General features: G+C 66.9%; 12 protein-coding genes. 6 read left to right on the top strand and 6 right to left on the bottom strand.

The annotated features are described in order from the left end of the window. Positions 1 to 4: 4 nt before the first annotated feature. On the bottom strand, positions 5 to 238 hold the full coding sequence (locus tag AC6I6S_RS03725) for a hypothetical protein (RefSeq protein WP_497948388.1): 234 nt from the start codon (positions 236 to 238) through the stop codon (positions 5 to 7). Between the two features lie 99 nt (positions 239 to 337). On the opposite strand from AC6I6S_RS03725, the gene AC6I6S_RS03720 reads away from it, so the two are divergent. Together AC6I6S_RS03720 and AC6I6S_RS03715 are read left to right on the top strand one after the other, a co-directional pair. Continuing rightward, positions 338 to 1138: an Nmad3 family putative nucleotide modification protein gene (locus AC6I6S_RS03720; RefSeq protein WP_497948387.1), complete on the top strand. Its 801-nt coding sequence runs from the start codon at positions 338 to 340 to the stop codon at positions 1136 to 1138. A gap of 226 nt (positions 1139 to 1364) precedes the next feature. Then, positions 1365 to 2726: a YncE family protein gene (locus tag AC6I6S_RS03715; RefSeq protein WP_497948386.1), complete on the top strand. Its 1362-nt coding sequence runs from the start codon at positions 1365 to 1367 to the stop codon at positions 2724 to 2726. Positions 2727 to 2809: 83 nt separating this feature from the next. Here AC6I6S_RS03715 and ilvD read toward each other — a convergent pair whose 3' ends face one another. From ilvD to fdhF, 3 genes are all read right to left on the bottom strand, one after another. After that, the gene (ilvD, locus tag AC6I6S_RS03710) at positions 2810 to 4543 is read right to left on the bottom strand and encodes a dihydroxy-acid dehydratase (protein ID WP_497948385.1); all 1734 of its coding nucleotides are present in this window, start codon (positions 4541 to 4543) and stop codon (positions 2810 to 2812) included. Between the two features lie 840 nt (positions 4544 to 5383). Then, complete coding sequence (gene mobA, locus AC6I6S_RS03705) at positions 5384 to 6046, bottom strand: molybdenum cofactor guanylyltransferase (RefSeq protein WP_497948384.1); 663 nt, start codon at positions 6044 to 6046, stop codon at positions 5384 to 5386. Positions 6047 to 6049: 3 nt separating this feature from the next. Next, complete coding sequence (gene fdhF, locus AC6I6S_RS03700; RefSeq protein ID WP_497948383.1) at positions 6050 to 8137, bottom strand: formate dehydrogenase subunit alpha; 2088 nt, start codon at positions 8135 to 8137, stop codon at positions 6050 to 6052. Positions 8138 to 8265: 128 nt separating this feature from the next. Here fdhF and AC6I6S_RS03695 point away from each other — a divergent pair, with 128 nt between their 5' ends. The 4 genes from AC6I6S_RS03695 (at position 8266) to ppc (ending at position 13099) form a co-directional block, all read left to right on the top strand. Further along, a complete protein-coding gene (locus AC6I6S_RS03695; RefSeq protein WP_497948382.1) occupies positions 8266 to 8841 on the top strand; it encodes a hypothetical protein in 576 nt (191 codons plus the stop codon). 80 nt (positions 8842 to 8921) lie between these two features. Further along, positions 8922 to 9878, top strand: coding sequence for a beta-ribofuranosylaminobenzene 5'-phosphate synthase family protein (locus AC6I6S_RS03690; RefSeq protein ID WP_497948381.1), 957 nt, complete (start codon positions 8922 to 8924; stop codon positions 9876 to 9878). Positions 9879 to 9939: 61 nt separating this feature from the next. After that, positions 9940 to 10269 (top strand): transcription factor S, encoded by a 330-nt coding sequence (locus tag AC6I6S_RS03685; RefSeq protein ID WP_497948380.1) that lies wholly within the window; start codon positions 9940 to 9942, stop codon positions 10267 to 10269. Positions 10270 to 10408: 139 nt separating this feature from the next. After that, a complete protein-coding gene (gene ppc / locus AC6I6S_RS03680) occupies positions 10409 to 13099 on the top strand; it encodes a phosphoenolpyruvate carboxylase (protein ID WP_497948379.1) in 2691 nt (896 codons plus the stop codon). Between the two features lie 60 nt (positions 13100 to 13159). Here the strand turns inward: ppc and AC6I6S_RS03675 are convergent, their stop codons facing one another. After that, positions 13160 to 13456 (bottom strand): DUF3303 domain-containing protein, encoded by a 297-nt coding sequence (locus tag AC6I6S_RS03675; protein WP_497948378.1) that lies wholly within the window; start codon positions 13454 to 13456, stop codon positions 13160 to 13162. Positions 13457 to 13628: 172 nt separating this feature from the next. After that, on the bottom strand, positions 13629 to 14579 hold the full coding sequence (locus AC6I6S_RS03670) for an AAA family ATPase (protein WP_497948377.1): 951 nt from the start codon (positions 14577 to 14579) through the stop codon (positions 13629 to 13631). Positions 14580 to 14689 lie beyond the last annotated feature (110 nt).

Below are 14689 nucleotides of genomic sequence, written 5' to 3'. Positions count from 1 at the left end.
AGCGTTACGATTCGTCGTCGGCTTCGGTGTCGTCCTCGCCCCCGTTACCCCCGACCCCGTCGTCCTCCGCTTCGTGCTCGTCGTCGTCTTCGGTATCCTGTCCGTTCCCGGTTCCCTCCTCTGCGTCCGGTTCCTCCTCCTCGCCGGGGCCGCCACAACCCGCACCCAGCGCGGCCCCAGCCGTGATTCCGGTCAGTTTCAACACACGTCGTCGGCTCGTAGCTGCGCCTCGGAACATACGCGTTCGACGGCGCAGAACGAAATAAGCGTCCAGCCGGGAATTGCGTGGTCGCCCGAGTTCGACTCCGTTAATACCCTCCCCTCTCGAGGGAGGGATATGACGGTCGTCCTCGCCGGCGTCGGTGCCGACAGCACCAACCTGGGCGCGCTCGCTCCGCTATACGACGACGGCACGTTCGAGTACGTGCCGATCCCCGAGAAAACGAGCGAAACCGGGGAGACTGAAACGCTCGGCTCGTGGTCGCTCCGCTACGGCGAGGGTGTGGCCGCCGATCTGACGACCCGCATCTCCCCACAGCCCGTTCGGGACGGAACGCAGGTCGTCACCGGAGACGACCTCGAGTCCTGGCCGTTTCATCGGGATCCGAACTTCGAGGCGCTGACCTACGGCGAACACCGCACCAGCGGCTACGTTTCCCGGCTGCGAGCGCTCGCGGCCGGTGACGTCGTCGGCTTCTACGCGGGGCTTCGCCGGCCGGGGGGCGAGCGCGCCCACCGCTACCTCATCGGCTACATGACCGTCGAAGCGGTCGACGTCATCGAGCCCGCGACACCCGCGGACGAGCGCAGACGGATACTCGAGCGCCACCCCCAGAACGCCCACACGAAGCGCGCTCGTGGCGACCAACTCTACCTCGCCGAGAAGACGGTGGTGTTCATCGACGGCCGGGAGCCCGGTGGACTGTTCGACCGGGACCCGATCCGGATGAGCGACTACTACGTAAAACCGGGTAACGAACGCGCCCAGTACTACCTGCGAGAGGCCATCGCGGACGAGTGGGAGGTCCGCGACGGTGGGACGAACATGATGTACAAACCCGCCTACCGGTGTTCGCTCTCCGGTTCGGCGTTTCGCGGACTGGTCGGCGTCCCCGGTGAACGGGCCGAACGCCGGTAGCACTGCGCATCGCTGCCGCCGATCACGTAGAAGGTGGCAATATTATCCGCATGTGGCTCTGCTAAACGCGCATCGCTGACGGAGCGGTGCCGGTAGCAGTGGCCTCCGTCGACTGCGTTTCAAACTCGAGTCAACTTTTGCCTTCGTCTCCGTCAAACCCCGAAATTTGCCGTCTAGACGGCCTAAGAACCGTATATTTTTGAGTGTGGGGTTGCAGTAATCTCGTATGACGATCGACTCAACTCGACGAGCGTTTCTCACCGGGAGCGGTGCGGTCGGTATCGCGACCGTTGCGGGCTGCCTCAGCGGGGCCGACAGCGAGGAGGGAGACGATACCGGCGGTGACGACGACGGTACCGACGACGATCACGACGAGACCACCGACGAGGAGGCCGAAGAGACCCACGACGAGTACGAGATCTGGGCGCTCGACCAGGGAACGGACACGATTTACGTCTACGAACCGAGCGACGACGGCGAATTCGACGTCCTCGAGGAGATCGACGTCAACGCCCTCGAGGGCGTTCCCGAGGAAGGCGTCGTTCCGCACATGATCGACTTCTCCTCGGACTACGAGTACGCCGCGATCGCCTGTACGGCAGGGGCGCGGACGCTCGTCTTCCGCACCGAAGATTATGAACTCGTCGCCAACCTCGAGACGGGCGCTGGTTCGCACATGGCCGCGTTCTCCCCCGAAGACAACTGCATCCACGTCGACGTCATCGGTGAGGAGAAGATCGTCCGGGTGAACGCCGACCTCGAGACGGAGAACTTCGAGATCGAGGACGAGATCCACCTCCCCGAGAACGAGGTCGTCAAGGAAGCCGGCATCGAGTCCGCCGCGCCGATCTGCCACCAGTTCGCCCAGGACGGTCGCTCGCTGCACACGCTGGGTCCGAGCTACCACGACGCCGGACTCGTGATCGTCGACCACGACGAGTTCACCGTCGATGCGGCGTTCGCCGGCGACGAGGTGCCGACCAATTGCGGTACCATGCCCCACCCGAGCGAGGAGAAGTTCTACCTCACCGCGGGCCTCCCGTCGAACCCCGAGGAGGGCGAAGAGGGCGTCGGCGACTTCTACGTCTTCGACACTGAGGCCGACGAAGTCGTCCACACTGCCGACACCGGCGGCATCGACGCCCACGGCTTCTGGTACACCCCCGACGGCGAGGAGCTGTGGGTGCTCAACCGCGAGACGAACGACGGGATCGTCCTCGATCCCGAGACCGACGAAGTTGTCGACGAGATCGAGGCGTTCGGTCCCGCCCAGTCCGACGAGCCAGCGGAGAGCGACGCGCCGGACATCCTCTGGTCGTCGCCCGACGGGGAGTACATGTTCGCGACGCTTCGGGGTCCGAGCCCGCTCTCGGGCGACCCCCACGCCGCGACCGGCGTGACGCCCGGCTTCTCGGTGCTCGACGTCGAGAGCCGCGAGATCGTCACCGTCGTCGAACCGGACCCGATCGAGGGCTACTCCGAGGACGACATCGAGGACGACGAGACGCCGATCCCCGACTTCCACGGCATCGGCGTCCGCCCGGTCGGCGATTACGACACCGAAATTCCGACGTCGCCGCCGTTCTAACCCGCGGATCACCGTCTCTCCGTTCTTACTCGTCTCAACCGATTCGAGCGCCGGTAGCGATCGGTTCAGACGCTGAAGGCGATCTACTCTCGCTTCACGCCCGGATTCGTCACCGCGCCGTTCGACGCCGAATCGAAGTCCCGGCCGTACTTCGCGAGCACGCCGCCCGCGTAGGCGGGCTCGGGCTGCTCCCAGGCCTCGCGCCGGGTCGCTAGCTCCTCCTCCTCGAGGTCGACCTCGAGTCGCCGTTCCGGAACGTCCACCGTCACCGTGTCTCCCTCCTCGAGCAGGCCGATGGGGCCGCCGACCGCCGCTTCGGGGGCGACGTGGCCGATCATCGGCCCCCGCGTGCCGCCGGAGAAGCGGCCGTCGGTGAGCAGCGCGACGTCGTCCTCGTGACCCGCGCCGACGACGGCGGCGGTGACGCCGAGCATCTCGCGCATGCCGGGACCGCCGCGGGGGCCCTCGTTTCTGATCACGATGACGTCACCTGACTCGATCTCCCCCTCCTGGACGTAGCGCATCGCCGCCTCCTCGTCCTCGAAGATCCGGGCGGGTCCCTCGTGGTGGAACTGGTCCTCGCCCGTGGCTTTCAGCACCGCGCCGTCGGGCGCGAGGTTCCCCTCGAGGATCTTGATCGCGCCCTCCGCCTGCTTGGGGTCGGCGACGGTGTAGAGGAAGTCGGCGGAAATTTCGTCGTCCGCGGGAAGATCGAGGGTCTCGAGTTCTTCAGCGATCGTTCGTCCGGTCACGGTCATCGCGTCGCCGTGGAGCAGGTCGGCCTCGAGCAGCCGCCGGATCACGACCGGGACGCCGCCGATCTCGTGGAGGTCGTTCATCACGCTCGCGCCGCCCGGCTGGAGGTCGGCGATCTTGGGCGTCCGTCGCGAGATTTCGTCGAAGTCCTCGATCTCGAGGCCGATACCCGCCTCGCGGGCGAGCGCGAGCAGGTGAAGGACGCCGTTGGTCGACCCCCCGGTTGCGGTCTGGACGGCGATCGCGTTCTCGAACGATTCGCGGGTGAGGATGTCGGAGGGGCGCCGGTCCTCCTCGACGACCTCGAGGGCGAGTTCGCCGGCCCGCGCTGCGACCTCGTAGCGCTCGTCGTCCTCGGCGGGCGCGGAGGCGCTGCCCAGCGGTGCCAGCCCGAGCGCCTCGGAGATCGAGGCCATCGTGTTCGCCGTGAACATCCCGCCGCAGGAGCCCGCCCCGGGGCAGGCGTGGCGCTCTAAGTCGTCGAGTTCCTCGGCGCTCATCTCGCCGGTCGCGTAGGAGCCGACGCCCTCGAACACCTGGACGATGGTGACGTCTCGGCCGTCGTGCTCGCCCGGCATGATCGAGCCGCCGTAGAGGAAGATCGACGGGAGGTCGGTGCGGATCGCGGCCATCATCATCCCCGGGAGGTTCTTGTCACAGCCCGCCACCGTCACGAGTCCGTCGAGGCGCTCGCCGAAGGCGACGAGTTCGACGCTGTCGGCGATCAGCTCCCGCGAAATCAGGGAGGCCTTCATCCCCTCCGTTCCCATCGAAATGGCGTCCGAGATGGTGATCGTGCCGAACTCGATGGGCATCCCGCCCGCGGAGTCGACGCCTTCGAGCGCCGACCTCGCGACGTCGTCCAGGTGGACGTTACATGGGGTGATGTCCGCCGCGGGGTTCGCCACGCCGATCATCGGCGAGCCGAGGTCCTCGTCGGAGAAGCCCATCGCGCGGAACATCGCCCGGTGGGGGGCCTTCTCGGCACCTTCGGTCACGTCGCGGCTCTGCAGGCGCTCGTCTTTGTCGTGGTGAAAGCGGCTCTCGCCCTGCTCGCTCATGGTCGGAGGTGGTCTCGAGGCCCTATAAGTGGCTCCGACCGGGTCAATCGTTGCTGGTGGCCCACTGCGGTCGAAACTCCCCTGTCATCGACCGCGGCGGAAGCGGCGGCACATCCGCGAGGAGCGGCGCGACGAGTGCGTGCCGCCGGGGTGGGGTGGCGGCGTCATCCCCGAGTGCGGGTTTCGCCGGCGAAACCCGCTCGAGGATCGCGGTCCTCAGTGTTGTCGGCGACTCCGTTACTCTCGCTTACCAGGCTCAACACGCACAGCGAGAGCCATAACTGAACCAGTGAATTCGATACGTGCGTCTGCGAACTGCCCGTTGCATCCGCGTCTCACTCAGGCGAGCCGGTGCTCTCGGCAGTAGGCACTCTACAGACGATACTGATCAGTCGTCAGTAGCCGATTCAGTCGTATCGAGAGAGCTGTCTGATAATTTGCTGGACAGATCCTCGAATTCCGAACTTCCGCACTGGCATCCGTTCGGGCTCCCGATCGGCCGAATGGCTCCATCTGTGAGGAGTCGGGCCACGTATACTGCCCCACAGCTCGAACACGCTGCGGGAATCCGCTCTGCGCCGTCGTGCGACACCATAAGTCGCTCAGGAATTGTGTGATCATTAGGGTTACTACCGAGAGTTTGGTATGACACTGTAAGCGGTGACCGATCGCCACAGCCAGTTGCGTTTGACGGGACCCAGGTGGTGCTATGAACGTTCAAGTATCTATACTGGCCGTGATTTTCACAGGTGATCTCACATAACGAAGCCAGGCTGGTTTACAACTCAACAGACAGCCCGCTCGAGACCTGTTCCAGCCGGCGATTGCTCCCGGTTACACCTACTCTTCCAGCCGTGCTTCCGCCGCTTCGAGCGCCTCGCGCGTATCAACCCCCTCGAACGTCTCGAGGGAAATCCCCGCGTCCTCGAGCGCCGCTTCGTCGACGACGACCCACTCCAGATCCTCGAGCGCCGTCAGGATGCGGCTGTCCTCGCGCTCGAGCGCCCTGCCACAGGCGCGGGCCATCGGTTCGGTCCGGTAGACGGCCTGGGTGGTCTGGTACCAGCGGTCCTCGAGCTGGACCACCGCGCCGTCGGCTCCCTCGCTCCGGGCGCGCTCGCACAGCAGTTCGAACAGCCGCGTCTCGACGAACGGCATGTCGCAGGCGACGACGGCCGCGTACTCGTTGGTGGCGGCCTCGAGGCCCGTCCGGATGCCGCCGGTCGGCCCCTGGTCGGGGACCGGATCGACGGCGTAGGAGACGTCCGCGGGCGCGTCGGCCAGGGCGACCCGGATCGCCTCGAGCTGGTCCTCGCGGCAGTTGACGACGATTTCCTCGGCCACGACGGCTAGTCGGTCGACCACCCGCCGGATCATCGGCTTCCCCGCGAGGTCGGCCACGGCTTTGTCGGCCTCGCCGAATCGAGTCGAGTAGCCGCCGGCGAGCACGACTCCCGAGAGGTCTGGGTCGGGCGACGGATCTGCGGGTGTCTCTCCCACCACGGCTCAGTCGTCGGCGGGTTCCGGACGTTCGGTGCGCTCGACCTCCGCGGCCGCGGCCTTGTACTCCGGAATCTTCGCCAGCGGGTCGAGCACGTCGTTGGTGAGCCTGTTCGCCCGCGCATCGGAGAAGTGCGGGGTGGTCCACACCACGCCCTCCTTGATGTCCTCCGTGACGTTGGCCTCGAGAACGATCTCGCCCCGCCTCGAGCGCAGCGTGACGTAGTCGCCGTCTTCGATCCCTCGCGCCTCGGCGTCCGCCGGATGGATGTCGACGAAGTTCTCGGGGGTGCGGCGCACGAGCGTCGGCGACCGGGTGCTCATCGTGCCGGTGTTGTAGTGCTCCTCGAGGCGGGCAGTCGTGAGCACGAGCGGGTACTCCGCGTCCGGGACTTCGGCGGGTTCGGTGTGGCGGACGCCGCGGATCACGCCCAACCCGTCGTCGGTGTCGAACGACTCCTCGTAGAGGAACTGATCGCCCGCGTCGCCCTCCTCGTAGCAGGGCCACTGGATGCCCTCGTGGCCGAGGCTGTCGTAGGTCATCCCGTGGTAGCTCGGACACACCTGGCGAAGCTCCTCGAACACCGCCTCGGGGCCGTCGAACTCGAACCCCGCGTTTTCGCCGAACAGCCGAGCTCCGAGTTCGCAGAGGATCTCGAGGTCGTGGCGAGTGTTTCCGGGCACGTCGACCGCGGGACGCATCCGCTGGACTCTGCGGTCGGTGTTCGTCACCGTCCCGCCGCGTTCGGCCCAGGAGGTGGCGGGGAGGACGACGTCGGCGAACTCCGCGGTTTCGGTCATGAAGATGTCCTGCACCGCGAGGAACTCGAGGTCGTCCATCCGCTCTTCGACCTCGAGCGAATCGGGCTCGCTCATCACCGGGTTCTCGCCCATAACGAACAACCCGTGGATCGAGTCGCCGATGGCGTTCGATATTTCGACGTTCGTCAGCCCCGGTTCGGACGGGATCTCGAACCCCCAGACCGCTTCGACGGCCTCGCGGGCCTCGTCGTCGTCGACCTCCTGATACCCCGGCAGCACGTTCGGCATCGCGCCAACGTCACAGGTTCCCTGGACGTTGTTCTGTCCCCGCAGCGGGTTGACGCCGGTCCCCGGTCTGCCGAGGTTGCCGGTGAGCAGCGCGAGGTTGACCTCGTTTTGGACGTTGTCCACCCCGCAGCGGTGCTGGCTCATCCCCATCCCGGTGAAGATGGCCGCGTTGTCGGCTTCCGCATAAATTCGGGCGACCTCCTGGATGTCCTCGAGCGGAACCCCACACGTCTCGGCCGCCTCTTCCAGATCGAAATCGGCGAGCGTCGCCTCGAGGTGGTCGAACCCCGTCGTTCGCTGCTCGATGAACGCCTCGTCGTACAGCCCCTCCTCGAGGATCGTCTTCAGCACGACGTTCAACAGCGGGATGTCCGTGCCCGGCTCGAGCTGGAGGTGGAGGTCGACGTCGCGAGTGGTCTTGTTCGCGTGCGGGTCGACCTGGACGAGGGTCGCGCCCTCGAGTGCGGCCTGGCGGAAGTAGTTGCTGTGGGCGATGACGTGCTGCTCCGCCGGATTGGCCCCCTGGATCCAGAAGACGTCGCCGGCGTCTTTGAGATCCTGCATGCTGTTGGTCATCGCGCCCGCGCCCAGGCTGTTCCGCAGGGTGTAGACGGTGGAGGCGTGACACATCCGCGTGCAGTTGTCGACGTTGTTCGTCCCGTAGCGCCGGGCGAGCTTCTGGAGCAGGTAGTTCTCCTCGTTCATCACCTTCGAGGAGCCGAAAAAGCCCGTCGCGTCGGGACCGTGCTCGTCGCGCACGCGCTCGAGTTCGTCGACGATCCGGCCCAGCGCCTCGTCCCAGGTCGCCTCGCGGAACTCGCCGCTCCCACTATCCCGGATCAACGGTTCGGTCAGCCGATCCTCGTGGTCGACCACCTCGGTCGACGCCCCGCCCTTGATACAGAGCGCTCCCTCGTTCACCGGCGCGTCGAACCACGGTTTTAGCGAGACCGCGCCCGGTTCGTCGCCGGCCTCGAGCTGCAACCCGCAACCGACCCCGCAGTACGGACAGATGGTGTGGACGGCGTCGTCGTCTGATCCCATACCCGTGGCTATCGCTACCAACCGTCAAAACAGTTCGCCGACCGGCCCCGTCGTCCATCACCGGTTCGCCGAGTCGGCGACCGCGACCGGGGGTGGGTTTTTGCACCGTGGCAACTTCGGCTCACTCGATGGCGTTTACGACGAGTCAGCTTCGGGAAGCCGCGGTGACGTACGAACGCGAACACCCGTTTACCACCGTCGAGGACGAGCGTCTCGAGACGTTACCGACCGCCTTTGCGGAGGGGTCCTTCCTCTGGAAGGACGCCGAGTGGGTGGTCCGCTGGTTCGCCCGACGGTCGCTGTCCGGGACGCCCCACCCCGCCGAGGACGCGTTTCAAGAGAACGGGTACGACGACCTCGAGGCGGCGATCACCGGCGCAGTCGAGGCGGAAACCGCGACCGACGCCCTCGCAGCACTCACCGCCCTCGAGGGCGTCGACGTCCCGATCGCGTCGGCGTACCTCCAGTACATCGATCCCGAGCGCTACGTCACGCTCGACGAGGCCGTCGTCGCGGCGCTGCTGGATGCGGATCTGCTCCTCGGATCGTTTCCGGTGGCGGCCCTCGAGACGTACCCCTCACCCGCCCCACCCGAAGCGTACGGGAGCTACCTCGAGGCCGTTCGCACCGTTTCCCGCGAACACGACCTCGAGGTGGTGGCCGTGTTCCGGGCGCTCTCTCGACTGGGCCACTCCACCTCGTAAGCGGGTTTCGAGACCAGCGAAAGACTGGCCGGCGTTGCCACCGTCGAAACCCCCTTGCGGCCGGCCCGCCCACATCTGGTATGGTGACGGTCAGCGCCGGGGCGCGGCTTCACTTCGGCTTTCAGAACCTCTCGCTCGCGCGCCGGCGACTCTACGGCGGCATCGGCGTCGGCCTCGCAGAGCCGCGGGTAACCGTCGCCGCCGAACCCGCCTCCGCTGTCGAAACTGACGACCCCCTCGTCCGCGAGTACGCGAAGCGGGCCGTCGACTGTCTCGAGGTTCCCGGCGTTTCCCTCTCCCTCGAGGAGCGACTCCCTCGCCACGTCGGCCTCGGCAGCGGCACGCAGTTGGCACTCGCGACCCTGGTCGCGACGGCGCGGTGTCACGGCCTCGAGCCGCGAGTGCGCGAGCGAGCGCCCCAACTCGGACGCGGCGGCCGCAGCGGCGTCGGCGTCGCCACCTTCGAGTCGGGCGGCTTCGTCGTCGACGCCGGCCACCCGACGGGGCGGTTCACCACCGAGCCCCCCGCGGAGGGCGACTGGACGGTCCCGCCGGTTGTTGCCCGTCACGACCTGCCGCCCGACTGGCGGTTCCTCGTCGTGATTCCCGATGCCGAGCCCGGCCGCAGCGGCGAGGGCGAGGACGCCAGCATGCGAACCGTCGTCGAGCGCGCCGACCCCGTCGTTTCGGACGAGATCGCCGGGCTCCTCACCCGCAAGCTACTGCCGGCGGCCGCCGAGGGACGGCTCGAGCCCTTCGGCGACGCAATCGGCGAGATCGGCCGCAAGAACGGCTCCTGGTACGCCGACGCCCAGGGCGGCGTCTTTCGCCCGCCCGCAGGCACGCTCGTCGACGCCCTCGAGGAGTGTGCCGTCCTTTCGGGGGTCGGCCAGTCGTCGTGGGGGCCGGTCGTCTACGGGCTCACCGACGAGGCCCACGCGAGGGAGGCCCAGGAGGCGGCGCGGGCGGCGCTCGAGACGACCGATGTCGACGGCGCGGTGCTCCTCACGAGCGTCGCGGACGACGGGGCGCTGTGAGTTTGCCGACGGGGTCACAGCCGCCCGGAGATTTTTGCGCCCCGAGCGCGTAGCCGGATCCATGCAGTTCTGCGACGACTGTGGCTCGATGATGAAAGCCGACGGCGACCGGATGGTCTGTGCCAACGCCGACTGCGGGGCGACCGCCGGCCGCGACCGCGAGGCCGAAGCCGAGTTCGTGAGCACGGATTCCCAGCGGTTCGACGACGTCATCGAAACGAGCGAGGACACCGACGTCGAGGGGAAACCGAAGACCTCCGACGTCCGGTGTCCGGAGTGCGAAAACGAGGAGGCGTACTACGCACTTCAGCAGACCGCCTCCGCCGACGAACCGCCGACCCGGTTTTTCAAGTGCACCGAATGTGGCCACCGCTGGCGGGGCTACAACTGAGCTTTCGGTTCGTTCAGCCCCCGCGAATCGCATCCTTCCATCGCGGCGACGCTCCCACGAAACCCTCACGAAAGACGATGGGGGAGGCAAATACTCGCGTCGTGCGGGGGTTTTTGCGCTGGCGACCGTAGTGCGTGGCATGGAATTGCACAACAGGGAGATTCGCCAGGACGTCCGCGAACTCGGGGCGCTCCTCGGCGACATCCTTGAGGCCCAGACCTCGAAACGGGCGTTCGAGACCGTCGAGTCCTGTCGAACGGCCGCCATCGACTACCGGTCGGGCGACAGAGACTCCCGCCAGCCGCTGGTCGACGAACTCGAGCGCGTCTCACCTCACCAGCAGCGGGTGGTCGCGCGGGCGTTTGCGACGTATTTCGAGTTGATCAACCTCGCCGAGGAGCGCGAACGGGTCCGCTCGATCCGGGGGGATTCCCAGGACGGGACCCTCGCGGACAGCCTCGAGGCGGCGGCCGAGGAGTTGGGCGAAACCGACCCGGAAACGGTCCAGACCATCCTCGAGGACGTGCTGATCGAGCCGACGTTCACCGCCCATCCGACGGAGGCCCGCCGAAAGACGGTCAAGGCGAAGCTCCGCGCGGTCGCGACCCACCTCGAGACGCTCGACGAGCGGCTGCTCACCGACACGGAGGCGGCCCAGGTCTGGCGGGACGTCGACGCCGAGGTGACGAGCCTCTGGCAGACTCGCCAGGTCCGCAAGCGCCAGCCCGAGGTCGAAGACGAGGCCCGGAACGTCCAGTGGTACTTAGAGAACACGCTGTTCGACGTCGTCGGGGAGGTGTACGACGAACTCGCCGACGCACTCGAGGCGGAAGTCGACGGCCACCTCGAGATTCCGAAACTGCTCGAGTTCCGCTCGTGGGCCGGCAGCGACCGCGACGGCAACCCCTACGTCACCCCCGAGGTGACCGCGAACACGCTCGAGCGCCAGCGAGAGGTGATCCTCGAGCGGTACCGCGAACAGCTCAAACGGCTCTCGGGCGTGTTGAGCCAGGACGGCGCGCGCCTCTCGCCCGGCGAAGGGTTCGAAGAACGACTCGAGGCGGATCGCCAGCGCCTCGCGGGGAGCGCGCGAACCGCCGCCGAGCGGTACCCCGGCGAGCCCTACCGGCAGAAACTCAAGCTCATGCGCGAGCGACTGGCCCGCGTCGGCGACGTTCGTCCGGGCGGTTACACGGAGGCCGAGGAGTTGCTCGCGGATCTTGACGTGATCGCCAACAGCCTGCGGGACAACGGCGCGGAGACGGTCGCGGCGGCCCACGTCGATCCGCTCCGCCGACAGGTGTCGACGTTCGGTTTCTCGCTGGCCAGTCTCGATCTGCGGGACCACCAGGAGAAACACACCGACGCCATCGCCGAGGCGCTCAAGCGCGAGGGGATCGACTACCGCGTCCTCGACGAGGATGAGCGGATCGAGTTGCTGACCGACGCGGTTCTCCAGGAGGAGCCGGTGATCGACCTCGCCGACACCGACGACCTGTCCGAGGACTCCGCGCGCGTGCTGACGCTGTTCGATAGCCTGGCGGATTGGCAAACCGAGTACGGCGTCGGCGCGATCGACACCTACTGCATCTCGATGACCGAGGAGCCGAGTCACGTCCTCGAGGTGCTCTTTCTGGCCGATCAGGCGGGGGTCATCTCGCTGCCCGAACACTGCGGACTGGACGTCGTGCCGCTGCTCGAGACCGAGTACGCCCTCTCGGGGGCGCGCCGGATCATGGGCACGCTGTTCGAGAACGAGGCCTATGCGCAGGTCCTCGAGGCCCGCGGGCGGACCCAGGAGATCATGCTCGGCTACTCCGACTCGAACAAGGAGAACGGCTTTCTGGCGGCGAACTGGTCGCTCTACCGGAACCAGCGCCATCTCGCCGAGATCTGCGACGACCACGACGTGACGATGCGGCTGTTCCACGGCCGCGGCGGCTCGATTTCGCGGGGCGGCGGCCCGATGAACGAGGCGCTGCTCGCGCTGCCGAACTCGACGGTGACCGGCCAGGTGAAGTTCACCGAGCAGGGCGAGGCCATCGCCGAGAAGTACGGCAACCCTCGAATCGCCGAGCGCAACATCGAGCAGATGCTCAATGCACAGCTTCGCGCGCGAAAGCAGTCTCTGGAGCAGCCCCACGAGGAGGTTCGCGAGGAGTGGCTCGAGGCGATGGAGACGATGGCCGACGCGGCCCGCCGGGAGTACCGGGACCTCCTGGAGAGCGACGGCTTCGTCCAGTACTTCGAGCAGGCCACCCCAATCACGGTGATCGAAAACCTCGATCTCGGTTCCAGACCGGCCTCCCGAAGCGGCGAGCGCACTGTCGAGGACCTGCGGGCGATCCCGTGGGTGTTCTCCTGGACCCAGTCGCGGTGTATCCTGCCGGGGTGGTACGCGCTGGCCGCTGGCGTGGACGACTACCTGAACGACGGGGGGCAGATGGAAACCCTCCAGGAGATGTACGCGGAGTGGCCGTTCTTCCGGACCACGCTCGACAACGCCGCGCTCTCGCTGTCGCGGACCGAACTCGAGATCGCGGCCGAGTACGCCGACCTGGCCGAGGACGAACTGCGAGAGCGGTACTTCCCGCGACTGCGCGACGAGCACGAGCGAGCGACCGAACTGGTCACGACGATCGGCCGGCGGGACGAACTCCACACGCGGGACTGGCTCGGCGAGAACCTCGCTCGGCGAAACCCCTACGTCGACCCGCTGAACCTGTTGCAGGTGCAGCTACTCGGTCGGACCCAGCGAACGGATATCGAAGAACGAACGCTGCGCCTGACGGTGAAGGGAATCGCCGCGGGGATGAAGAACACGGGCTGACCGCCGAGCAGCGGCGTCTCGGCGAGCACAGCGAACCGGAGCGGGGGTACTGGGGTTCAGTCAGTCCTCGAGAACGACCTGCGGTGCGTCACCCAGCGGCATGACGGGTGCCACGTGGGCTTCGTGATCGTGCAGGAACGGCGGTCCGAGGAAGGACGTCACCGCCTCGAAGGTGTCGGCTTCCAGGACGAAATAAAACGCGTGCTCGTTCGGCGTGACGTACGCGCCGTGGAGTTCGACGCCGGCTTCCTCGGCTTTCTGGTCCATCCCCTCGACCCATCCTTCGCCTTTCTCCTCGTTCTCCGGGCGAGCCCAACAGTTGTCCGCGCTGTGGTGTGCGGTAACTATGAACAACATCGGTAACCACCGAACAAGCCCTACGCCGTTCGGAGGCTAAAACCCCTCTACCACCGCTCTGTCCGGTGTACTGTCGATAAAACGGATACGTTTCGATCGGCGATCGACCATCCGCTCGCCTCGCCCGGTGATCTCGATCAGGGCCGTCGAACCGGCCTCACAATAGACGTTATCACTCCACCGTCGGTACGGGCACCGTCTCGAGTACGGTATCGACGATCTGGTCCTTCTGGACGTCGTTGACGGTCGCGTCGGGGGTGAGCACCAGGCGGTGGGCCATCACGGGGTGGGCGACGCGCTTGATGTCGTCGGGGGTGACGTACTCGCGCCCGCGAATGGTCGCGTAGGCGCGGGCGGCCTCGAACAGCCGCTGGGTGCCCCGCGGCGAGACGCCGACCTCGACGCGGCCGTCGGTGCGGGTCTCGCGGGCCAGCGCGACGACGTACTCGATGAGATCCTCGTCGACGCGGATCGATTCGGGGACCTGGCGAAGCTGGGTGACGTGTTCGGGTTCGAACACTCGCTCGACGGAGGGACTCATCTCATCGCGGCTCGCGCGTCGCTGGAGCAGTTCGATCTCGCCGGTCTCGTCGGGGTAGCCCATCGAGGTCTTGACGAGGAAGCGGTCGACCTGCGCCTCGGGCAGCGGGAAGGTTCCCTCCTGCTCGACGGGGTTCTGGGTCGCGATGACGAAAAACGGCTGTGGCAGCATGCGCGTCTCGCCGTCGACGGTGACCTGGCCTTCCTCCATCGCCTCGAGCAGCGCCGCCTGGGTTTTCGGCGGCGCGCGGTTGATCTCGTCGGCCAGCACGATGTTGGCGAAGATCGGGCCCTCGTTGAACTCGAACTCGCGGTCCTGTTCGTTGAAGACGTGCGTGCCGGTGACGTCGGAAGGGAGCAGGTCGGGCGTGAACTGAATCCGCGAAAAGGAGAGTCCGAGTGCGTTCGCGACGCTGCGGGCGGTCAGGGTCTTTCCGGTACCGGGAACGTCCTCCAGGAGAACGTGGCCGCGGCCGACGACACCGAGGAGGACGGTCTCGAGGAACTCACGGTCGCAGATAACGGCGTCACCGATCGCGTCGAGAACGGCGTTGCATTCGGTGTTCGCCTGTGTGACATCCATGCAGGGGGTGTCACCCCCTCGGCCCATATCTCTTCTGTTCCGCTGTCAGGTTTACCGGACGGCGGGACGGGGATGGTTCGCACACGGAGCGAGGAATCGAAACGGCTAAA

The organism is Natrononativus sp. DTA114, assembly GCF_059736515.1.
The sequence above is the reverse complement of the archived record's forward strand: the minus strand, read 5'-3'. Positions and strand labels throughout refer to the sequence as shown.